We start from the raw sequence: 22,699 nt of genomic DNA on the forward strand, positions 1-22,699 counted from the left end.
ATATACTTATCCAGATTTGTTACCTTTAAAGCACTTAGTATTGCTCGATTTTTTATCAACGCCTTGATCGTATAATTTTGATATTTACTTTTTTTGTATAGAGAAACGATGAGATTAAGCCCCACAGAATCTACAAGAGTCGTGTTTGAAAAATCCACAATCAGGGTGTTCCAGTCATCCGTCGCCTCTTTCAATGTATCCGAAATAGACTCATCGATTTCATCCCTATTTTGACTATTTAGTATAATAGGCATCATGATGTGCAATTCTTTTGAATCTTCTTTGTATGAGTAATCTAACATTTGTAGTAATCTAGGTGAGGTTTATTTTCTTTTCTAAAACACTCCATCATGGATACTTGTTCTTGAAATTTTCTGTTACGCCCAAGGCATGATATGATTAACGGCTAGTTGATTGGTTTTTGAGTATGATGCATATACTTCATACAGTTTGGATAACAACAGCATGGTCGAGATTAAGTAGCTTTCAGCATGTGTATTTTTACGATTCGTGAGCAAATAGCGGTTTTATCTAAAGCGTCGAAGTGTTTCTGTTCTATGCAAAGCCTACTTTTAAAAGCTAAAGTTATGCAGTGAGAGATCATCCATTTCACTGAGACCATATTCTGCTTAACTCTTAGATTCTAAAACTTTTGTGCACATAAATTCTTAAAACGTCATTTATAACTATATTAATCTAAATAGAAACAAAAAAGTACATTTAAATTTTTTAAATGACAAAAATGTCTAAAAAAATTTAAGAATAAGATCAAAAAAAACTCCGTTTGGCAATTAGCTCTGGATTACATGTTAGAAGTTGAACGAGACGGGTAGCATGCATGACTAGATTAGTTGCTAAGAACCTAGTTAACAGCACAGGATTTTAGTACCAAATTTTACCCTCTATTCCAAAAGTCTGAGGAGCACCAGGCGTACCGGCATTGGAAGCGGGCTGCTTGTATCCGTAATACAAAGTATCTGTGATATTCTTGCCGTAAAAGTAAATACCCCAATGATCACTTTCATAGCCAACTCGTATATCCATGAGGCCATAGTCAGCCTGCCTAAATAGTTCTGTGTTCATTTCATCGTAATAGGTGGAGCCCAAAAATTTCCCATCAATTCGTCCTATGAACCCAGTGGGATGTTTATATTCCGCATACAAATTAATATTGTATTCTGGAACGAAAGGGACTCGCTTATTATCTAAGCTAGCGCCTGTGATGGCATCCGAATGACTTGCAAATACAGCCCACGAGTAACCTAGGCCTGCTCCTATTTCTAAATCTTTAATAGGAGTTGCAGTCAACTCGAACTCTCCACCCCATATTTCAACTTGGTCTGCATTAATAATGGTATAGTCAACAGAACTGATAAATCTCTCAAACTGATAATCCCAGACTCGAGAATAAAATAATGCTCCATTCATCAAAACCTCATTTTCTAAAAAAGATTTTTTGAATCCGATATCCGTCATAAGAACGCGTTCAGACGCATAATCCGTAGAAATCGTGCTTCCTTGGAAAGGCACAAATCCCCCAGCCTTGAAATTATAAGATAAATTAGAATAAAACATTAAAGTATCATCATAATCATAGGCCATACCTATATTGGGAGCATAATTGATGAAATCGCCCTTTCGATGAAAGGGCGCTCCAATACCGGAAAAAGTAGTCACATGACTTGATAGTTCTTTTTGCCGATAATCCAACCGTATGCCTCCCAACATACGTAAATCATTTCTAATAGGGATCGAAATATTTCCAAAAATTGCATAGATATCGCTTTCTAAATCATTCAACGCACGATCCATTAAACCTGGGCCAGTAAGATTTCGTGCTAGATTCCATTTAGCATCTTCATTGGAATAGAAAAGACCGGAGGACCACATGAGGTCTGTCTTAAAATCTCCGACTGAAGATAATCGAAGCTCTTGTGACCAAACCTGTTGATGATTATCAATGGCTTGCAAAACAGCCGGAGCAGGCAAAAAAGTTAAATTAACAAGATAAGGATCCAAATCCCATGAGCGATAACTGGTAACTGATAAAAGCTCGTAATAATCTCCGGTATATTTGATCTTGAATCCAGTCATATTGGTATTAATAACTGTTATCCCTTCCCGATCTTTAGAGACTGTAAATGGTTGTGTACCTAGACCAATACCCGATAATCTTTGCTCTCCACCTTCGAAGTTTTCAATTTGAGAAATGAGGGAGAATTCTAGATACTCATTAAGAAGCCAGCGAAGATGAATCCTTCCCCCAATTCCCTCTTCCGAATCAGGATCTGTATTTAAAAATTCATTGTATAAATATCCATCTCTTCTTTCATAAAACCCCGAAAAGCCCATAAATAGTTTTTCATTTACCGCTGGCCCAGAAATGCCAAGAGAATATTTTTGCTGATTATAGCTTCCATATAATGCCGATGCCGTTGCTTGGGCAAAATTTTCGGGTTCATTTGTATACTGGAGAAGGACACCTGCCTCACTATTCAGCCCATAATGGCTGGCCTGATGGCCTCTTTTGACAATGACATGAGAAAGATTGGGAACCTCACTAGAATTGGTTACCACTTGCCCAATTGGAATATCATCCAAGTAAATAGCTACTGGCGAGTCTGAAAAAAACACTGTATTTACTAACCCCCTCATACCAAAAATAGAATTAAAAGCCCTACTTCCAGCATGCTGATTTGATAGATTAGGAAATGATGAAAATATTTCTTCCAAGTCATGAATTGCTTGAGAGCTTTGATGGCTAAAAGATATGACGCTGCTGCTGTTAGGTAAGGAATCTTGGTCTAATTCACTCACAGCATTTACGGTAATGTCTGGAAGTGCAGTGACTAAGTCATCATCAGGTAAATATGTCGGATATATGTGGTTGTGGTCTCGATCTGTAGACTCAACATCATGATTGCCTTTTGATATTTCTATTGCTAGAAAAATGAAAAAAACCACTTTAATCATATAATGGCAGTGATTAATTATCAAATTTTCCAACATTAGTCTTTTTCTATTGCTTATTCTACTTCAATGAAATAAAGCAGTAATATTCCATAAGCCCGAATATAGTCCTCCAATTAAAGGTTGGTTTTATAGAATAAAATTTCGCGTAAATATAGATAAAAGAAAAAGATGAAATGACAATGCATTGTAAATTGAATGTGCGGATATCAAAATTGAGGTTGCTTGCCCTGTCCCATTTAGAATACACGAAATCTTAGGAGTCTAAATATGGCTCTTCGATATATCTTAAGTATACCATCGATTCATAAAGCCATGAGCTCCTTATCATGAATACCTCGCGAATCTCAGACCCTCATTTAGTTTCACTCTTGGAGAAACAAAGTAGCCAAACGCCTAATGATGACTACCTATTTTACAAAAAGAACGAAACATATCACCCCCTCACTTATAGTGATACCTGGAAAATGGTTGAGCTAGCTTCTTCCAGATTACTGCAGTTTAATATACAAAAGGGAGACCGAATCTGCGTGATCGCTAGCACGTCCCCTGAGTGGGAAATCATTAATTATGCCATCCTCTTAATTGGTTGTGTGACCGTCGGAATAGCTAATAGCTCGAGTAAAGATAGTGTTCAAAGCATTGTGAATGACTGCGGAGCATCCCTCGTTGTTTATGAAACCCGATCCGATAGCGATTTATCCAAGTCCTTTCGGCTACCCTCCGCAACTCTAAGATCACTCATTCCAGATCTTGGACAAGGTCAAGGACTTCAGGATCGAGTAAATAGACCATTGTTAAGCTCGGATGACCCCGCAACCATCATCTACACTTCTGGGACAACTGGATTGCCCAAGGGTATCTTGTACACCCATGAACAGCTTTTGTTAGGAGCTAGAGCTATCCTAAATGCATTCCCAGCACCCAGAGGATCCAACCTTATTTGCTGGCTGCCTTTAGCTCACATGTACCAGCGAATTATGAATCTTTATGGGCTTTTGTTAGGTGCAAAGATCTTCTTTGTTAGGGACCCTAAGTTCATTATAAACGAATGCAAGTGTGTGCATCCTTATTTATTTTCTGCGGTACCTTCCTTTTATAATCAGATCTATGATGAATTTTTAAAAGAGTTGTCGATGGAGCGTGCGACTTCCCAATCTATCATGAGAAAATATTTGAGCATTTCATCTTACAAGCACTTCAACACACACAGGGTGGCAAAATTGCTTAAAAATACTCCCCTGACCCTACTCAAAAAATATCGCAATCTTCTAGGGACAAAGCTTGAATATCCACTAACTGGATCCGCACCAACACCTTCTGCAACATTGGCTTTTTTTCATGCCTTAGGTATACCCCTATATGAAGGCTACGCTATGAGTGAAAACACTATTCCTATCTCAATAAGTAATCCCCAGAACTATAAAATGGAAACCGTGGGCAGACCTGTAGTTGATAACCATTTTAAAATCTCCAAAGATGGAGAAATTCTTGTTAAAGGAAGAGGTATATTCCGTGGTTACTATAACGACTTGAATTCTGACCGGTTTTTTACCTCGGATAACTATTTTAAGACAAATGATCTGGGTTACTTAGATTCTCAAAAATTCCTTCGTCTTACTGGTAGAAAAAGTGATATCATCAAAACTTCTACGGGTAGAAAAATTGCTCCTACCAAGATAGAAGCTCTGGTTCAGGATCACCCCGATATCTCACATTGCTTGGTTCATGGGAATAATCAAAAATTTTTAATAGGCCTTATCGCTTATGGAAAAGTGTCTTATCCTCCTCAGAAAGACTTATTTCAGTATGCAGAAGAAAGGTTGACTAATCATATTCATGAAATTAATCAAAAACTAAGCAAACAAGAACAGGTTTGGATCTGGGGAATCATATATGGCAGCTTTTCTATTCAGCGTAAAGAGATCACCCCCACATTAAAATTGCGTAGAAATAGTATTATTGATAACTACAAACAGCTGGTCAGTGAATTATATCAGATAGAAATGAAAATAACCGAGGAAGTCTCCCCACATTTCCTTCATCACAGGCCCTCATAAAAACATCAAAATTTTTTTGATCCATTGCCAATGAAAACCATTTTCATCACAGGAGCTGCTGGAGTGATTGGAAGCTCTATAGCTGAGTATCTCTTAAAGAAAACTGATAATTCCATTGTGTTATTACTCAGAGCCCATTCAAAAGAGCACTTAGAGGAGAGAATTTCGTCTCTGGCAGCATTTTGGGGCCTATCAAAAACAGCACTCCTAAAAAACAAAAGAATTGTCCTATTGGCAGGAGATCTTAGTCAAAAGAAATTTGGCCTTTCTAATGAGCAATATAAGCAACTTAGCTACAGGGTGACCCACATAATTCATTCTGCAGGCCATGTAAAACTTAGTCAAACCTTGTCTGAGGCAAGGGCCAACAGTGTCTCTCTCTTAGAGAACGTATTGTCCTTTGTAAATGATTGTAAACATCATGAGTTCAAAAAAGTTGAATATATCAGCACGATTGGGGTAGCAGGCAAAGCTCCAGGTACCATTCCCGAAAAAAGGCTCTATAATAAACATGGTTTTAACAACTATTATGAGCAAGCAAAATATGAGTGCGAAGAAAGGTTGTTCCAGGAGATAGAAGAGGGGATTCCAATTACCATTCATCGACCCAGCATGGTTGTAGGAGACTCTAAATCCGGGAAGATTATTAATTTTCAAATTTTCTATTATCTCTGCGAATATTTTTCTGGGGCTTATTCAAATGGCATACTACCCGATACAAAATTATTCAAACTTGATATTATTCCGTCAGACTATATCTCAAAAGCAGTGACAATTTCCATGGATGATGATCTCACAGTAGGTCAAATTTTTCATTTATGCTCGGGGAACCAACATGCCATTATACTAAACGATTTAAATCAGCTAGTTGAACCCTCGTTTCAAAGTCAGTCAAAAAAACAGCCTTTTGTAATCAAAATCCCTATAGATCTCATGAGACTGTATGCGAAAGTAGCTCCCTTATGGATCCGCAACACTAAGAGAAAAAAAGCTCTAGCCGCTAGCTCTTATTTTCTCCCTTACATGAAAAACGTCCAAATCTTTAATACAATTATGACGGAAAAATACTTTAAAGAAAAAAATATACTTATACCGAATCCCAAAGATTATATAACCCCTATCCTAAGCTACTACATGCATCATAAAAAATAAAAATACCCTAAATACTGGCTTTCTACATTATAAAACTCTTACCTATTCGCTTATATGTGCTTTATTAAATATTTAAATAACAGTAGTGTCACAAATTTTAAGCAACATGAGCTTCAAAGCGGATGGTTTATAATAAAAATAGAGTCGTTGTTACTGGTTTGGGTGTTTTAGCTCCTAATGGTATTGGCATCAATCCATTTTGGAGAACTTTAATTGAAGGGAAAAGTTCGATCGGAACAGTAACACACTTTGATGCTAGTAAGCTGAAATCGCGTATTGCAGGTGAAATAAAAAATTTTAAGCCAGAAGATTATATTCCCAAGAAATCTAAGCCTCATCGACTCGCTCGGCATACTCAGCTTGCCATTGCTGCAAGTTTACTAGCCATTAAAGATGCAACGCTGACATCTGAATTATTAGCGGAATTTGCTCCAATACTTGTTCTAACAGGGGTTAGCACAAGTGCTCTTGATTTGCTTTATAGATCGGCTAGCACCATGGAGAAGCATGGCTATAGCCATGCGACCCCTTATGTTGTCAGTGGAACTCCCCCGCAGGCTATTGCCAGCTCTATTTCAGACTTAATTAACGTGCGCTGTCAAAGTGTCACTGTTTCTACGGCATGTGCGGCAGGTTTAGACGCCATCGGCCAGGCCTATCAGGAAATTAAAAGCGGAAAAGCGGAAATCGCTGTTACAGGAGGCGCCGACGCTCCCATTTCGCCAGTTCCTTTTGCAAATTTAGCTGCAGCAGGTATGGCCTCTTCCCAAAATAATGCCCCTGAAAAGGCTAGCAGGCCCTTTGATGCCAAAAGGGATTCAGGTATCATCTCTGAAGGAGCAGGCATTGTGATTTTAGAAAATCTTGAAACCGCAATAGCTAGAGGAAACAGGCCTTACTTAGAAATCAAAGGGTATGCCTCCAACATGGATACAGATTCAAGTCAACCTGCTTCAGGACTTGCTGGTGCTATGGAGATGGCTCTTGCAAATGCAGCAAAAACCTATTTAGACATTGATTATATTTCCGCTTGGGGGCCAAGTCATCCTATACTTGATAGGGTAGAAACCGAAATGATTAAAAAAATTTTTCATAAGAAAGCCTATAGTATTCCTGTTAGTTCCATTAAGGGGGTGATTGGTAATCCTCTTGCCGCCGCCGGTGCAATTCAATTAATATCTTGCGCACTGGCCATAAGAAATAAAGAAATACCACCCACGGCAAACTATGAATTTCCCGATGAGTACTGTGATCTGGATTACGTTCCAGTAAAAAGCCGTAAGATCAATATCCGTTCTGCGCTTGTCAATGCTCATGGAATCGGCGGTGGCAATAGTTCTTTGATTGTCGAAAGCTTTGAGTCATGAGTACTCTCACGCTGATATTAATAGGCGCGATTATATTAAATCTCTCCATCTCACTGATCGTTTATTTGAACAACCCTAAAAGAGGAACAAACCAACAATTCTTGACGCTCGGTTTTGCCATTACCGGTTGGCTAACAACTTATGCATTTATATTCTCACAAACATCTCCAGGGGGTGCGGCGTTTTGGATTCAAACCTCAGGAGCTATTGGCAGTTTTGTTGTCGTAGCCTTTAATCTTCTACGTTTGGCTATTTTATTTCCTAATCTATCCATCTTTAAACTCTATCAAAAATCATTCTTCTGGCTCGTCCTCTACCTTTTAACTGCTATCTACTGCTATACACCTTTGTATATTCAAGGCGCTATCATACCGAAAGAAGGAGTGCCTAACATTGTTCATGGTCAAGCTTCCTTATGGTTGTTACTGTATTTTTTGATTTCCTTAAGTTTTTTAATCAAAAACATTATTTACAACATTAGGTCAACCCAAGGCATACAAAAAGAGGAGCTTAAATATGTTCTGACTGGGTTGGTTTCACTTTTATGTGTAGGGATTTTTCTTGCAGTGTTATTACCAAGAATCACGCAACACTACCAATCCACTATCCTTGCACCTCTTTGGGTTATTCTCATGAATAGCTTTATTGCCTATGGTATTGCGACAAAAGAAATCATGGATGTTGGCGGTATTTTCCGACGAATACTGGCTTATGCCATCCTATTAGCTTATTTGCTTATTGTCTATACCACTACGTGGTGGGTTTCTTCCATGGTATTGAATTTCTTTGATGGCAAGAGTTCCTTTACTCCCCATTTAATTGCTGCGGTTATTTCTGTCTTGTCCATGAGTAGGGCTAAAAGCTTTCTTCAAGTATTCGTTAATAAACTATTTATCAACATTCATGAAATTGATCTGAAACAAGAAATTCAAAAAGTGGATAGCATACTGCCCCAAATCACCACAACAAAGGACTTGCTTGAAAAAGTCTCACAGGGACTAACCCGCTCTGCAGGAACAGATAAAATATCCATCTTTCTTTTTAACCAAGGTCATTTACAAAATGTCTATTCAACATTCATTAAACCTCATAATACCTCATTCGATGTTGAAGCCCCTTTACCTAGCATACTAAGAAAAACTCAAACGCCTCTGCATAGGCAACTCATCCCTCGCTTCAAGCCTAGTAAAGAGCTTACAATTATTGATCAACTTCTCAGTGAACTAGATGCCTCACTGGCCATAGGCATTCATACTAAAGGCGAAATAAAGGGTCTCATTCTCATGGCTGAACGCCTATCTGGCAAAATGTATACACGTAGCGATCTAGAGGCACTGCAAATTCTAACGAACCGCATCGCGACCGCTTTAGAAAATGCACAGCTTTATACAGCAGTTGAAAATGCCAAAATTTATAACGATATTCTACTGGAGAATCTCGTTAGTGGAATTATCGCTATAGACAATTCCAAAGAAGTAAAAATTCTTAATGCAGAAGCTCAGAGACTACTCGACCAAAATCTTTCTTCTACCAATAATCTGGTGACGCAGGATCTCCCTGATGCTATCCAAGGGTTTATAAAAGAAATTTATCTGAATAAACAGGAAAAGGCTAGAAACGAGATTGAATTAGTATCAGAAAATGGAATCACTCGCTATTTACAAATCGGAGGCTCCATACTTAAAGATCAAACAGGAGGTAATCTCGGAACTATCCTCATTTTACATGATGTATCAGCCATTAAAGAACTCGAGCAGCATGTAAAGCATTCTGAGAAACTTGCTACCATAGGCAAACTTTCTGCAAGCATGGTCCATGAAATAAAGAATCCTTTGGTTGCTATCAAAACATTTACACAACTTATTCCAGAACGAAGGAATGATGAGGAATTTATTAAGTCATTTTCTCATCTTGTGGGAAAGGAAGTAGATAGAATTGAAAAAACGATCAAAGGTCTGCTGGAGTACACAAAGCCATCGAAACCTTATTTCCAAACTATCAGTCTTCATCTTGTGCTCAAAGAGGTTACTAGCCTTCTCAATGCTCAGATAAGTAAACACCGAATTCAATTATCACTGGCATTGAACGCGGAAGATGACTTTATCAAAGCCGACCAAGACCAACTCAAACAAATATTTGTAAACCTTCTCCTTAACTCATGTGACGCCATGAAAGAAGAAGGTAAGATCTTGATCATTACTCACCCTCAAAAAAACTCCACCAGAGCTTCTCGCAAGGCTATCAAGATGACCATAGAAGATAATGGAGAGGGTATCCCTAAAGAAAACCTTGAAAACATTTTTGATCCTTTTTTTACTACTAAACGAACTGGAACTGGATTGGGACTTTCTCTAACGTACAATCTCGTCATGGCCCATAATGGTAAGATACGAGTAGAAAGTGCAATGAGTCGGGGAACCTCTTTTCATTTAGAATTTCCTCTGAAAAACAAAGCTAATAGAAATGAATAGGCGATTCATCAGCATAATCTACTCACCTCAATCTTCTTTAATTCAAAAAATTAGAGGCTATCTCTATTCATCTAGCGAAGTCATTGATGTTCCCCATATCAACTCGCTATTTCTTTTACTGAAGCAACATTCACCAGCTATCTTATTTGTTGATATGACAGCCTCTCAGAGCGAGAAGCTCCTGGAACATATCAACAACACCCAACCGCAGGTTCTCATTATAGCTATTGGAGATGAAAGAAGTGATCCTATTTTAATGGCACAAACAAAGGATATTTTTACGACTATAAACCCAAATTTTTCAAAAAATCAGATTCAATCTACTTTTCAAATGGCTTCGCGCCATCTTGATGTCATCAAAGAATGTGAAACCTTGCGCGAAGAGCTCCAAAAAAGGCGTGAACCTCAAGAGAAAGTCATTCCCAATGAATTACTAGATCGTCAGGCATCTATCCACGAAGTGCTCCAGTCTTTTGCGCAATTTGATAATATTGATAATCTACTGAATCAATCCCTGCAATGGCTTCGCCATGAAAAGTATTTAGGCTCCGTTGGTATTTTTCTTAAAAACTCAGAGCAGAAATACTACTTGAAAAGGGCTTTGAAAGCCCCTCAAATTGTAAACGATATCACTTTTGATTCTAGCGACTTGTTAACAACATGGTTGCATTATAATCCTACGGCATTAACCATCACTAATGTTGAAGAAATAGGTGACCAGAATACGAAAAAACATCTTAAAAAATCGCTTCAAGCACTCTTCGCTGAGGTGGTCCTTCCCTTGCATGATGGGGAGCATTTGTTGGGATGGATTTTTTTGGGTAAAAAAGCCACTGGCAAACCGCTTAATAACAAAGATATTATTGAAATATCTTTAATCGCGGATCAACTAGGCATCGTTATTGAGAAGTGCTACCTCCAACAGCAAATCGCCCAGCACAAACTTTACTTCGAAAATATCCTCAACACACTTTCAGCCTCCCTTATCCTCTTTGATCGGGATGCAGAAATTATCTGGTGGAATCATAGTGCAGCTGCTCTCATTGATACATTGCCTAAAGTGGTCAAACGGTGCCATGCAAACCACATCCATTCTGAACTTTCAGGCCTCATTACTCAGGCTTGCAGCTATCCATACGAAACTTCCACTTTGAAGTGGAAGAAACCTCAATCTAATGATCAATTTCTTGTTGAATCCGTCCCCTGCTTTGGCGCAGGGAAAATGCAGAGCGGATTTTTACTGATTCACGACATGGCATCCGACACCCTTTTCAAGCAAAATCATAAAAAACATGAACAAACGATCCTGGCCTCTGAGCTAGCTCAAAAATTATCTATCAGCATTCGATCTCCACTTGCTACAATCAAAACATTTATACAGCTCCTCCCTGAAAGATCTCATGACAAAGAATTTCAAGACATCTTTATCAGATTAGTCTCTGAAGAAGTCAAGCGGTTACAAAATCTTAGCGGTGAGATTCAAAAGATGGCACACGGTCAGGAGATACTCTCAGGCTATTTGAGAATGCAGGACATTCTTAGGGATTCGATTAGTCATGCGATCACTGAAAACAACCATAAAAGTATTAGCATTATGAGTTCATTTGATCCTGAGGATGTTTTTGTTGTTGGCGACCATCACTCTCTAGTAAGATGCTTTTCCCAAATGATTAGTGGCCTCATTAAGTTGAAATCTAACACTGAATCGGCATTAAAAATTAGCTTACTGCTTTCTAAAGAATCACTTGCATATCCCTGCTGTTTGGTTCGGCTAGAAAACCTACAAGAATCCAATCATTCGGCAGGGTCCTTGAGAAATAACGGGCACAAATATGACACAAATCTCCATGAGTTCAGCGATATACCGCAGCCTAATGATATTTGGCATATTACAGAGCTAAGTTTTATAAAAAAAGTGTTAGCAAACCATGCTGGAACCTTTAAGATTGGTTCTCAGGGTAAATTTAAATATATAACTATTTCTTTACCTATAGCAAAAGAAGAGACATTAATAAGAGAAAGAAGCGAATTATCATGAAACATATCTTAGTTGTAGACGACGAAGAAGGAAGTAGAGAGTCACTCAAGGCAATTTTTTGGAATTCTTACCAAGTCATTACTACAGAATCTGCTGAAAAAGCTGTTAATTATCTTAAAGATAGAACTTTTGATCTAGTCATTTTGGACATCTTACTGCCCGAGAAGGATGGTATGCAATTTCTAAAGGAGGTGAGGAGCCTCTATCCAGATGTACCTGTGATCATGGTCAGTGCTGTTACCTCCACCAAGACCATGGCTGAAGCTATCAGGCTTGGAGCAGTCGATTTTATCAGTAAACCCTTTGAAGTTCACGATGTGAGAACTATAGCAGAACGAGCAATTGCATACTCTGGCATGATGCGACAAATCGAAGTAACTCGTAGAGAAAAATCCTTAGATTACTCTAAAAATTCACTCATTGGTGAAACTATTGCCATTCGCCAAGTGCGAGATAAAGCCGCTCAACTAGCTTCAAAGCAAGCACCTATTCTCATACTCGGAGAAAGTGGAACCGGAAAAAAATTATTTGTCCGGCATGTTCACTCTACAAGCCAGAGAAGCTCTCACCCACTTATTATCCTACCCTGTTCTTCGCTTCCTGAAAGCATGATCGAAGAGGAAATATTTGGCAGACATAGCCATAGTGCAAATACATTTGAACTTGAAACGCTTGGTAGACTTGACCTTGCAAAATCAAGCACCTTGCTGATTCAAGACGTTCATGTCTTATCAGAAACTCTTCAACAAAAACTAATAGATGTTACATTGAACGGCTCATTCAGAAGAGTTGGAGGTATCCAAGAAATTCAAACGACCGCATCTCTTGCATTCACAAGCGCCTCCACGGATCTGGATACATTTTTTAATCGTCAAATCTCGGAAATGTATCCCAATAGTATTGTCCTGATCCCGTCTCTAAGAGATCGAAAAGAGGACTTAGCTCTACTATCTTACTTTTTCTTGAACTCCTTCAAGCAAACACACTCCGTTGCTATGTCGGATATAGAAATCGGTGCTACAGAATTAATTAGAAAATATAACTGGCCCGGAAACGTCAAAGAATTAAAAGATACTATTGAGCATATCGCCTCGATCTACCCAGATCAGGATTGCTTGAAAATTGAGCATCTCCCCTGTGAGATCAAGAACAGAATTCCTTTATCTATAACGCCAAGTAAAGCACCCAATGAGCTAAGAAGCCTAAAGCATGCGGTTAATGAATTGCAGCGAGATCTGATTATCAAGGCTCTCCATAAAGCTAACGGAAAACAAGTCGGTGCTGCAAAAATACTAAGAACCACTCCACGTATACTCAAAACCCGAATGAAACAACTGAATATTCAGACCATCATTAAGTGATGATACCTACACCTTTAAACCCTGGTGATGTCATAGAGGTGGAATGAGATACCGGTAGCTTAGAGAATAATACAGTTAATCCATGATCTTAGTACGAATGAATAAGGAGCCTGGTCCATTTTCGATCAGGTTCTCCACATTCTCATAGACACCATCAACGACCTTCACATTGCCAATACTCGGATTAATATCTGTCCAACTACCAGGTTCAAGATTGGGGGAAGTCTGGATTTGATAGATGAACCCAGCATCATCTATAAGCTTTCTATGGGAAAAAAGGATATAGTCTTCCGAAATTTCGACTCCAACAGGAACTGCCTTTACCGATCTGTCCATGGGCGCACCCCCCAAAGCATATTCAACAAGATTAGATAGCCCATCCCCATCAAAATCCCCGTTCTTATCCCCAATATCTACACCCAATCCAGATGCCCAATAGTCCATTTCATCCCATAACCACTTAGAGGCCATAACCTTTTGCTCAGCAGCAAACTCCACCGCATTCATCGCACCCTCAAAGAGCTTAACCTCACCGATAATTCCGTGAGCATGACGTCCACTCTTACTAGTGGTTCCCAAACGAACTGCCCGATTTACAGTAAAGTCTGCTGCGGCTACAAGCCCCTCGACAGTGCTATTGCTAAGTGAATCCCACAACTCTAATCGTCCACTTCCTGCATTGTAATTTACCGCAATAATTGCTGAATCTCCTACCGTTAGACTCTTTAATTGAGTGAGTTCCTGACTACCCAAGATAACTTTCGGGGTTCCATTGGAACTGAGCTTAATACAAAAACCTCCCGACACCGAACTATTTCCCACCAGATCCTGAGGACTGGTGTTACCAGTCCGCTTGTAGGCTATGAAGAGTGCAAAACCCGTTGCTCCTGCCGACTGATCCAGCCAACTGTCACCCCCATTTGCAAATAGATCAAAGGCGTTTTGCTCATCGCCAAAATCCAACCCCTTGAGTCCAGAGGGAAATGACTGCGCCGACGGATAGACCACACTCCCAGCATAAGGCACTGCGTGATTATTCAACCCAGAGGTATCTAACCATCGATTCACTGGTGAACCTTCCACATTGAGGGCTTTGGTGGCATCCAAATGGAGTAAGAGCACCGGTGAGATACTTCCACCACCGGCATTTGCTATCCACTTGGAAACAAATTGATCCTGCTCCAACTCAAACTCAAGCGCATTTAGCTTTCGACTAAAAATTTTCACCTCACCAACAAGACCGTTTAGATATCTTGTGTTGTTGGTAGACATACCCAAAAGCACCGGAGCGTTTTCCGAGAAATCCTTTGCACCTACCATCGTGCTACTCGTTGAGCCACTTAGTGAGTCCCAAAGCTCGAAGAGCCCACTATCCTGATCATAATTTACGCCTATCACGATGCTATCTCCTACTGCCACAGACCCGCCTTGACTCAATGTCTTTCCATTCAGAGAAGATTGTAGGGTTCCATTGAACATACGCATTAAAAAACCCGAGCCTGTCTTGGAGTTATTACCCAATAGGTCTTCTCGGGTTTTACCAGTGTCCTCCACCCGTTTGTAGGCCAACAATACAGCAAACCCCTGGGCCTTTGGAACAGACTGATCCAACCAAGCATCAGAATCAGTTGCCCCAAATAACTCCAGGGCACTGGCTTCCACACCAAAATCCAGACTACTGGAACCAGAAGCAAATAGATCGGCGCTAGGATACGTAATCGAATTGTGATACACGTTGGCGTGCTTTTTATTCCGAGACTGATCCTTCCAACGAGTCACGGGATTACCCACTATAGACCCCTGGATCGTTGCATCCAAATGGATGATCAACCCTCCTTCTAAGTCATCAGAAGGCACAACATCTATCGCAAAAATCCGCACATCAGAATCTCCATCGGCATCGCTGACTCGAATGGCAATACCATACTCACCCTCACCACCAGTGACTCTTCCACTAATCTGACCCGTATTTTGATTTAATGCCAACCCCGCTGGCAGTTCACCCGCCTCCAACGACCAAGTTAAGGGACCATCTCCACCTGTCACCGCTATGCTTTGTAAGTAGCTAGCTTGGCTTGAAACACCTCTTAACTCGGTTGTGGTAATGATAGGAACTGGACTTTTCGACTTAAAATCGTAGATACGTAGGGGGGCAATTTCATTTTCAAACATCGTCCAGCCATTGTTATAAAACTTTTCAAAATCGGGTAATACATGTGCGATATCTGGCCGATACTTTTCTCTTACGGGTGTCCATGATTTTTTATTACCTAATTTCGACGACCATTGAAGGAACCAAGCGACCTCGGAGGCCACCGGGTTTGCCTCAAGCCGCAAAGCGTGACTGCAATACCAGTTAGCCTGAGTCCCGGATGCCATACCATCCTTGACACCGATTTCGGAGAGCACGGCAATTTTATTGTGCTCCCTTGCCATACCGACAATCAACTCGCTGGCAGGCTCGATCGACTTGGAAAAATCTGTCGAGTTATACCAATCAATTCCATAACCATCCACCCAGTCGTGTCCTGGAAATTGTTCCATATATTCAACCATGGTATCGGCCTTATTCGGAGAGATGATATAGATGAGATTGCGCACTCCTTTGGTGTCCAGAAGGTAACTCACCATCTCATACCACAACTGGTTATACTGCTCTGCACTGGCCGCGTTCCCTGACCACCAGAAGGTATTATGGTATTGCTCATACAAAGGGCGAAAAAAGATGGGTATCAATTTACCCTTATCGTCTTTCATGGCATTGAAAAAGTCTGCTGCATCATCAAGATATCTGTAAAAATTAGCACGTGCATCTATGCCATTTACGATATTACCTTCAAGAATATGCTGAACTGTTTTCCTGTCCCCACGGTCATTGTATTTTCCTTCAGTAGCTGGGTTGGACATATGCCAGCTTATAGTGATCACTCCTCCCCGAGCATGCACAGCTTTAATGATTTTGCCGTAAGTAGACTTCTCGTAAGCGGGGCTTGGTGCCCAACTTGAGTTAGGTGTAATTTTTTTTTGCTGTGCGTATGAGATAAAAAATCCAAGCCCACAACACCCGGATTATCGCCCACAATCTCCTTGGTGTCTGAGTTGCTGTAGTTCTTATTATCAAATTTGTGATACCCACGGGTAAAGGGACGTTGCACTCCATAAAGCAGGTTTGTTTTTGCTAGCTGCTGCATATTGACGTAGAGGGCCTTGGTCTCCGGCGTGGCATGAAGATCAATTAAAAGTTTATCTGTGACTTGAATTTCAGATGCAGGAATGGGAGCTGCATCTGCATTGATCGAAATGAAAGCAAATGCAACAGTTAGTAGATATATAAAATGAGACATATTTTTTATCATAAGTGTCAACATTCCTTAATCATTTTGATAAACTAACAAAGTTAAAGCATTGCACAATTCTATGATTCCCAATTTAAGTTTTAATACAATTTTTAATATTTAAGAATATATTTTAAATAGTATGTATATACTATTATAATTTTGCCCTCTGAAATTATGGATTTAGAAGGACTTAAGATAAATAAGACGAAAATGTATATAAATTTAACTCAGATTATTTGAGCAAGAATTGAATAAAATACGCAAAACAATTGACTTAATAATGAAGAATTTTTTTCTTTTAACCTGTATAAGCATCTATTTGAACTCAAGAGATAGCGTATTGACAGAGATACCATCAAGCTAGACCGACTCTCGATAAGCATACTAATCACAAAAGTTAAATTTTTTGAATAGTTTTAGTCCGAATGAGACCAAAGATACTTAAAGATCCGTGGGAGATAATAGGACAAGAAACAAAAAGTCCGCCTGAGATATTACCTTTTTGAGACCCATGTTCCTACTCTATCTGGGTTGGTGCTCCGCCCACTTGATCGCTTCGCTTTCGCCCGCTAGCGAGAGCTATGCTCAGACGATGTAATTGACACATCTTCCTCAACTCTCCTTTCCTTGTCGCTCTACCTTTAGGTATCTGGTTCCAATTCTATGGCATCGTCCTGGTTTAAATAGCAAAAGAGAAATTCTGTGATCTGCAGCACTAGTTTGAAGAATCTGACACTAGCAGAAGCTTTCATCTGAAACTCCTGAAAAACAAGCCTACGTTTTGTCCACTTGTATTTCGAAGTGGTATTTTTAAGCGAGTAGGACAGGATAGCCTTGGGCAGTTGATTAGATATTTAATCCTCCTTTAGTGGCTTCCTTAGCATAGGTAGTGCTTTTAGAGGCGCAGAGTAGGCAGGTATAATCATGACACCTGGCAAAAAAATTAGTTCTCGAGCGAAGTCATGGATACCAAGATCTCTTAAAATCACTATCCTTTACGATTGTTATTTACCACTCTTTGTTCATGATTGCTCAAAATGAGAACGGCTCCGTACTATGTTTCTACTCTCCAACTATTTTTTGCTCTCCTTTTTTGTTTGCTTTCTTTGACTCGACTGGCCTTTAGCCAGGAGGAACAGAAAGAACAGGCATTAGATCCTGAGAAAGAGCGCTACAGAAGCACTTTGCTTTTTGCTAACATCCTAGAGCTGATTCGTGACGAATATGTCGACTCAGAAGATATTGATTATCAATTCTTAACTCAATCTGCCCTAAAAGGCATGTTATCCTCCTTAGATCCTTACAGTGAATTCTTAGATGGAGAAAAGTTTCAAGACCTCCGCACTGAAACAGAAGGAGAATTTGGCGGACTAGGCATTTATGTAGGAATGAAAAAAGATGGTTCCGTAGTTATTAATGCTACGACTGAAAATGGACCCGGGAAACGATCGGGACTGTTACCTAACGACATGATTCTTTCCATAAACAACGTTAGTACCGAAAACCTAACTCTGGGTGATGTGATACACAAATTACGTGGTCCGTCTGGTGAACCTGTTGTGTTAAAGATCGGACGCTCATCAATAGAAGAGGAAGTGGAAATCAGTGTTGTAAGAGAGATCATCAATGTGCCAACGGTTCTCAATACTCGTATACTTAGCTCACCATCAGAAACCGACCCCCTCAAGCTTGGCTATATCTTCATTTCACAATTTGGCGAAAAAACAGAAAATGAATTTGAGACCGCTCTGGAGACACTAAAAGAAGAAAAGATACAGGGACTCGTGCTCGATTTACGAAATAACCCTGGCGGATTATTAGATTCTGCTGTGCAGGTAGCTGGAAAGTTCACACCTAAAGGAACTATTATCGCTTTCACTGAAACACGCTTTGAAGAACGTAAACTTTTTAAAGCACAAGGAAATACTCATTATGATAAACTACCCCTCATTCTACTTATCAATCGTAACAGTGCCAGTGGTGCCGAAATAGTAGCAGGAGCACTGCAAGACCTAGGTAGAGCTCTTTTAATAGGTGAGAGATCTTTTGGAAAGGGCTCCGTGCAAAGCATACAGCCAGTCGACATCAGTATAGACCCTCCTGTTGGCATAAGGTTAACTACAGCAAAATATTATACTCCTAGTAAAAAGGTCATTCATAAAGTTGGCATTACACCAGACATCGAAGTAAATATTACTCGTGATAACTCTGACACGATCTTCCTTCAGCAAACAGCTTATCGCTTACCTCCCAATGAAAAAGATAAGCTACTCTCTATACCAGACCCGCAATTAGATAGAGCAGTCGCTATTCTCAAGGGTCTCATTTATTACTACCGCCTCTATGCTCCCTCGAATTCCAGCTAGTTTTAATGAAAGTTATTGGTATTGAGACCTCATGTGACGAGACCTCTGTTGCACTCCTAGATTTTGATGAAAATCAACAATTGCCGAAAATTCTCCACCAGGAAGTTTCTTCTCAGATAAAAATACATCAGCCCTATGGTGGTGTCGTTCCTGAGTTAGCCACCCGTCAGCACCTCATTCACCTCCGGCCTATGATACATAAGGTATTGGAAAGAGCACAAACTAAATGGCACCATATCGATCTCATTGGTGTGACAAGAGGGCCGGGCCTAGCTTCATCTTTAATGATAGGCTTAAGCTTTGCGAAAGCCTGCGCGATTGCCTCAGAAATCCCCTGGTTAGGAATTAATCACCTAGAAGGCCATCTCGTTTCCGCTTTCTTATCTCACAACAGTGTTCCTATTTACCCCCATTTAGGACTAATCATCAGTGGCGGGCACACACAAATTATTCATGTCAAAGCACTATCAGATTATGAGCTCATAGGTTCCACTAGAGACGATGCTGCAGGAGAAGCATTTGACAAAGTAGCCAAGATGCTAGATCTACCTTATCCAGGTGGTCCCGTGGTCGAAGAGCTTGCACGCAATGGTGATGCTTCTTCTATTTCTTTTCCTCGTGCTATGATAAATAAGCCTAACTATAGCTTCAGCTTCAGCGGTCTAAAAACTGCAGTCAAACTTTACTTAGATGAAAACCCACATTGGACACATGATAAGCAGCACCTTTCCAATATTTGCGCATCCTTTCAACAGGCTGTGATTGATGTACTCATTCATAAAACATTCAAAGCCGCCCAAGAGTTAAATCTTACTACAGTAAGCCTAAGCGGTGGCGTTAGTTGTAACCAAGCAATCCGCCAAACATTTGCAGAAGAAGCCTCTAGGAAGGGAATAAAGTGTGTCCTGGCAGCTCCATATCTTAGCACCGATAACGCCTCTATGATTGCTCTTGTTGCTGCGTTACAGCATCAGCAGGGAGTTTTACAAAAATGGGATACAGATATTGATCCGAATTTAAAACTAGCTAGCTAAGGTATGAAGGTAGCCTGTTATACTTCAATCTGTTGAATGATAAAGGAGTGCCAGCCTGTGGTATAAGTTTCGAAGCCAGGTGCTTTTGCATGGGCAACGATACAATCCTTACCTCTAACTTTAGCAATCTGATAACTTTTTGATGAATTTAGCATTTTGACAACTCCCTCAAAGTCAACAGTATCTTCCAGGATACGGTCCTGCGTGTCTGCTATAACCAACCTATCACCATTGGTAAAACATACTCTTGTTATTTTTTTCTCTTCTTCTGTTAGTGAGGTATTTTTGACGATGACTTGAGCTAGGTCATCATATCTAAATAAAATTCCCAAGACACCTACGATTCTACCAGTAGCTTCTCCGCCTTCCCTAACGCTACAGGAATAAATTAATACATTTTCACCATTGACTAGCTCAGAAGAATGGACCGATTGGAATCCATATTCATTTCCACTGATAGAATTAATCACTGCTTGAAACCATTCTGCATCAGCTTGGTTCTTTCTTACAGAATCATATTCATTAGGTCTCCCATTAGCTATGACGTTTCCTTTTGTGTCACATAATACAAGATCATAGTAGACTGTGTAAGCATCTAGAATCACTCCCATACGGCGGCTTGCATAGTTACAATCATCTGGTTGACCGCTTGCAGCCGCAGTTACCACACTGCTATCAGTAGCCCACCATCGCACATCACAAGTCCTCTCGTAAAGATTACGGTCTACCAAATCAATGTTATTCAAGGCCAAGTCAGACAAACGCGTTCCTAAAACACTCTTCCCTAATTCATCACTAATCTCTAGTAATTCACTAAGAGCCGCTTTGGTCTCTGAAATAAGGCCATGTGCCACTTGTGAGGTTTTTCCAGCTAAGCTAATCATTTCTTCTGCTATAACAGAAAAAGCCCTACCATTTTCCCCTGACCGAGATGCTTCCACTTGCCCGTTTGTGGCCAACAATTTTGTTTGTAAATTAATATTGCCAATGGCTTTAATCGAGCCATTGATCTGTTTCTCCATCAGGCTTGCTAAAACTGAAATACGGCCGGGACTTGCATCGACATTTCGCCTTTTTCCAGCCCTGGCTTTTGCACTACTATCACTAATTTCCTTCTCTTCAGTTAACATATCTAGATTCCGCTGCGCTTATCATTTCGGAGATTTTACTGACTAAATAGATCGGTTTCTTTAAATTGGTCTATATCCCCGCTTCGTTACCTATTCTAAGTTCGAATGCTTAACTGAGTTTCTTTAGCTATTTTATAGATAGAATTGCAAAACTCCTAAAAAGAACTCAGGTTAAAGGATATTAAAAGGGGAATAAAATTCTCTTTTGTCCTGATTTTTACCCATCTACTTCCCTGAAAGGGCATATAGGCCTCATGGAAAAAAAGAGGTAAAAGGTTCCTTAGGCTATTTAAAAGCCTTAGTCCTACGTATATTTTTTCCGCTCAACGCCAGAATTTCTAGCTTTTTAATAGTTAAATCCAGCATCTATTACCCCTAAATTACATGCTTTATCGCACCGCCAATTAGCAAACAATAATCAACGTAATTCATTCATATGGAATCACTTAAACCCATCAAATTTTTTAAAAACCGCTGCCATTAGTTTCTATGGTATTGCAGCTCTGTCCATCACCGATATTCTATATATGGACAAGACAACACATCATGACCCAGCCGGAACCGATGCTTTTACGCCATCGGTTAAAACCACCAAGCAAAACTCTATTAGAAATTTAGCGGTCGCAATCATTACTGCTTCCACATTCTTCCTTAATGCTAACAGCGCCTCAGCCCTTGATGACGCATGGAAGATTGCGATGAAATTCGACATTAAGGGTAAAGGAGGATTTAACACATGTCTTCCATTTGCCAAAGACCTCTATAATCGTATGACCACTGCAGGAGGTGAGAGCCACCTTATCATTTATGAGTGGAAAAGCCGTCACGAAGGAAAAGGGCGCCACGCAGTGGTGGTATATAGAGATAGTCGAGGAGATTACTTCGCTATGGATAACCGCTCACGTAAACCAAAATGGATAGGCGGGAAAGATCCTAGCAGCTGGGTGCAATCCTATGAATGGGGAAAGACAGTTCAAGTCCTTTCACACCAAACAGTCAGAGGTTTAGCAGGAAAATCAGCTAAATTAAATCGTTCTACATATGTCGCATCAAAGTAACCATGATAAACCTTAAGACAACTACTGAAAATGGTTAATAAATAAAGCAAATTTGCTCCCGGTCTGGTGTAATAAGGTCCTGTTAGTGCCGAGCATTATATAACCGGGTGAGTCTCGGCACTCGTTCGAAGAGGGGCGGGGAGACCCGTCCCTCCTCAAAGGGAACTAAATAATATCATCAATTAAACCCGATTTATGCAATGGAAATTCAATGAGATGACGCAAAGCCTGAGCGACAAGGAAAAAAGAACTGTAGAAGATATATCAAAAGGTGATGCTTCTAAAAAATTTTATATTTCTTGGGGATACAATCTCGATCAGTTTTTTAAGTTGCTCGTGCATCATCCGAGCTAA

General features: G+C 40.0%; 14 protein-coding genes. 9 read left to right on the forward strand and 5 right to left on the reverse strand.

Annotated features, from left to right (window positions below):
• Both AAGA18_11920 and AAGA18_11925 read right to left on the reverse strand, forming a co-directional pair.
• Positions 1-302 (reverse strand): STAS domain-containing protein (locus tag AAGA18_11920; protein ID MEM9446044.1); only part of this gene is annotated, 302 nt, incomplete at its 3' end.
• 580 nt (positions 303-882) lie between these two features.
• Entirely contained in the window at positions 883-2,973 is a 2,091-nt protein-coding gene (locus AAGA18_11925) for a TonB-dependent receptor (protein ID MEM9446045.1), read from the reverse strand.
• 326 nt (positions 2,974-3,299) lie between these two features.
• Here AAGA18_11925 and AAGA18_11930 point away from each other — a divergent pair, with 326 nt between their 5' ends.
• The 6 genes from AAGA18_11930 to AAGA18_11955 all read left to right on the forward strand — a co-directional run bounded on the left by AAGA18_11930 (position 3,300) and on the right by AAGA18_11955 (position 13,419).
• A complete protein-coding gene (locus AAGA18_11930) occupies positions 3,300-5,030 on the forward strand; it encodes an AMP-binding protein (protein ID MEM9446046.1) in 1,731 nt (576 codons plus the stop codon).
• 30 nt (positions 5,031-5,060) lie between these two features.
• A complete protein-coding gene (locus AAGA18_11935; GenBank protein MEM9446047.1) occupies positions 5,061-6,182 on the forward strand; it encodes an SDR family oxidoreductase in 1,122 nt (373 codons plus the stop codon).
• A gap of 122 nt (positions 6,183-6,304) precedes the next feature.
• On the forward strand, positions 6,305-7,549 hold the full coding sequence (locus AAGA18_11940) for a beta-ketoacyl-[acyl-carrier-protein] synthase family protein (GenBank protein MEM9446048.1): 1,245 nt from the start codon (positions 6,305-6,307) through the stop codon (positions 7,547-7,549).
• Positions 7,546-10,020 (forward strand): ATP-binding protein, encoded by a 2,475-nt coding sequence (locus AAGA18_11945; protein MEM9446049.1) that lies wholly within the window; start codon positions 7,546-7,548, stop codon positions 10,018-10,020. Before AAGA18_11940 ends, AAGA18_11945 begins: the two co-directional genes overlap by 4 nt.
• Positions 10,013-12,058: a hypothetical protein gene (locus AAGA18_11950; protein ID MEM9446050.1), complete on the forward strand. Its 2,046-nt coding sequence runs from the start codon at positions 10,013-10,015 to the stop codon at positions 12,056-12,058. The genes AAGA18_11945 and AAGA18_11950 overlap by 8 nt, the downstream gene beginning before the upstream one ends.
• Positions 12,055-13,419: a sigma-54 dependent transcriptional regulator gene (locus AAGA18_11955; GenBank protein MEM9446051.1), complete on the forward strand. Its 1,365-nt coding sequence runs from the start codon at positions 12,055-12,057 to the stop codon at positions 13,417-13,419. The genes AAGA18_11950 and AAGA18_11955 overlap by 4 nt, the downstream gene beginning before the upstream one ends.
• Positions 13,420-13,494: 75 nt before the next feature.
• On the opposite strand, the gene AAGA18_11960 is transcribed toward AAGA18_11955, so the two are convergent.
• Entirely contained in the window at positions 13,495-16,326 is a 2,832-nt protein-coding gene (locus AAGA18_11960) for a glycosyl hydrolase (GenBank protein ID MEM9446052.1), read from the reverse strand.
• Positions 16,327-16,343: 17 nt separating this feature from the next.
• On the reverse strand, positions 16,344-16,763 hold the full coding sequence (locus AAGA18_11965; GenBank protein ID MEM9446053.1) for a hypothetical protein: 420 nt from the start codon (positions 16,761-16,763) through the stop codon (positions 16,344-16,346).
• 1,031 nt (positions 16,764-17,794) lie between these two features.
• Here AAGA18_11965 and AAGA18_11970 point away from each other — a divergent pair.
• Entirely contained in the window at positions 17,795-19,123 is a 1,329-nt protein-coding gene (locus AAGA18_11970) for a S41 family peptidase (protein MEM9446054.1), read from the forward strand.
• A 5-nt stretch (positions 19,124-19,128) separates the two neighbouring features.
• The gene (gene tsaD / locus AAGA18_11975) at positions 19,129-20,157 is read left to right on the forward strand and encodes a tRNA (adenosine(37)-N6)-threonylcarbamoyltransferase complex transferase subunit TsaD (protein ID MEM9446055.1); all 1,029 of its coding nucleotides are present in this window, start codon (positions 19,129-19,131) and stop codon (positions 20,155-20,157) included.
• A gap of 17 nt (positions 20,158-20,174) precedes the next feature.
• Here the strand turns inward: tsaD and AAGA18_11980 are convergent, their stop codons facing one another.
• Complete coding sequence (locus AAGA18_11980; GenBank protein ID MEM9446056.1) at positions 20,175-21,287, reverse strand: methyl-accepting chemotaxis protein; 1,113 nt, start codon at positions 21,285-21,287, stop codon at positions 20,175-20,177.
• A 527-nt stretch (positions 21,288-21,814) separates the two neighbouring features.
• On the opposite strand from AAGA18_11980, the gene AAGA18_11985 reads away from it, so the two are divergent.
• On the forward strand, positions 21,815-22,345 hold the full coding sequence (locus AAGA18_11985; GenBank protein MEM9446057.1) for a hypothetical protein: 531 nt from the start codon (positions 21,815-21,817) through the stop codon (positions 22,343-22,345).
• The last annotated feature ends 354 nt before the right edge of the window (positions 22,346-22,699 follow it).

It is taken from the genome of Verrucomicrobiota bacterium (assembly GCA_039192515.1).
In the GTDB taxonomy this organism is placed as follows: Bacteria; Verrucomicrobiota; Verrucomicrobiia; order Methylacidiphilales; family JBCCWR01; genus JBCCWR01.

Coding starts and splice junctions, on each gene's coding strand:
- AAGA18_11950 (MEM9446050.1), top strand. CDS start 10,013: ATGAATAGGCGATTCATCAGCATAATCTACTCACCTCAATCTTCTTTA.
- tsaD (MEM9446055.1), top strand. CDS start 19,129: ATGAAAGTTATTGGTATTGAGACCTCATGTGACGAGACCTCTGTTGCA.
- AAGA18_11945 (MEM9446049.1), top strand. CDS start 7,546: ATGAGTACTCTCACGCTGATATTAATAGGCGCGATTATATTAAATCTC.
- AAGA18_11960 (MEM9446052.1), bottom strand. CDS start 16,326: ATGTCCAACCCAGCTACTGAAGGAAAATACAATGACCGTGGGGACAGG.
- AAGA18_11955 (MEM9446051.1), top strand. CDS start 12,055: ATGAAACATATCTTAGTTGTAGACGACGAAGAAGGAAGTAGAGAGTCA.
- AAGA18_11980 (MEM9446056.1), bottom strand. CDS start 21,287: ATGTTAACTGAAGAGAAGGAAATTAGTGATAGTAGTGCAAAAGCCAGG.
- AAGA18_11935 (MEM9446047.1), top strand. CDS start 5,061: ATGAAAACCATTTTCATCACAGGAGCTGCTGGAGTGATTGGAAGCTCT.
- AAGA18_11985 (MEM9446057.1), top strand. CDS start 21,815: ATGGACAAGACAACACATCATGACCCAGCCGGAACCGATGCTTTTACG.
- AAGA18_11930 (MEM9446046.1), top strand. CDS start 3,300: ATGAATACCTCGCGAATCTCAGACCCTCATTTAGTTTCACTCTTGGAG.
- AAGA18_11970 (MEM9446054.1), top strand. CDS start 17,795: ATGAGAACGGCTCCGTACTATGTTTCTACTCTCCAACTATTTTTTGCT.
- AAGA18_11965 (MEM9446053.1), bottom strand. CDS start 16,763: ATGTCTCATTTTATATATCTACTAACTGTTGCATTTGCTTTCATTTCG.
- AAGA18_11925 (MEM9446045.1), bottom strand. CDS start 2,973: ATGATTAAAGTGGTTTTTTTCATTTTTCTAGCAATAGAAATATCAAAA.
- AAGA18_11940 (MEM9446048.1), top strand. CDS start 6,305: ATGGTTTATAATAAAAATAGAGTCGTTGTTACTGGTTTGGGTGTTTTA.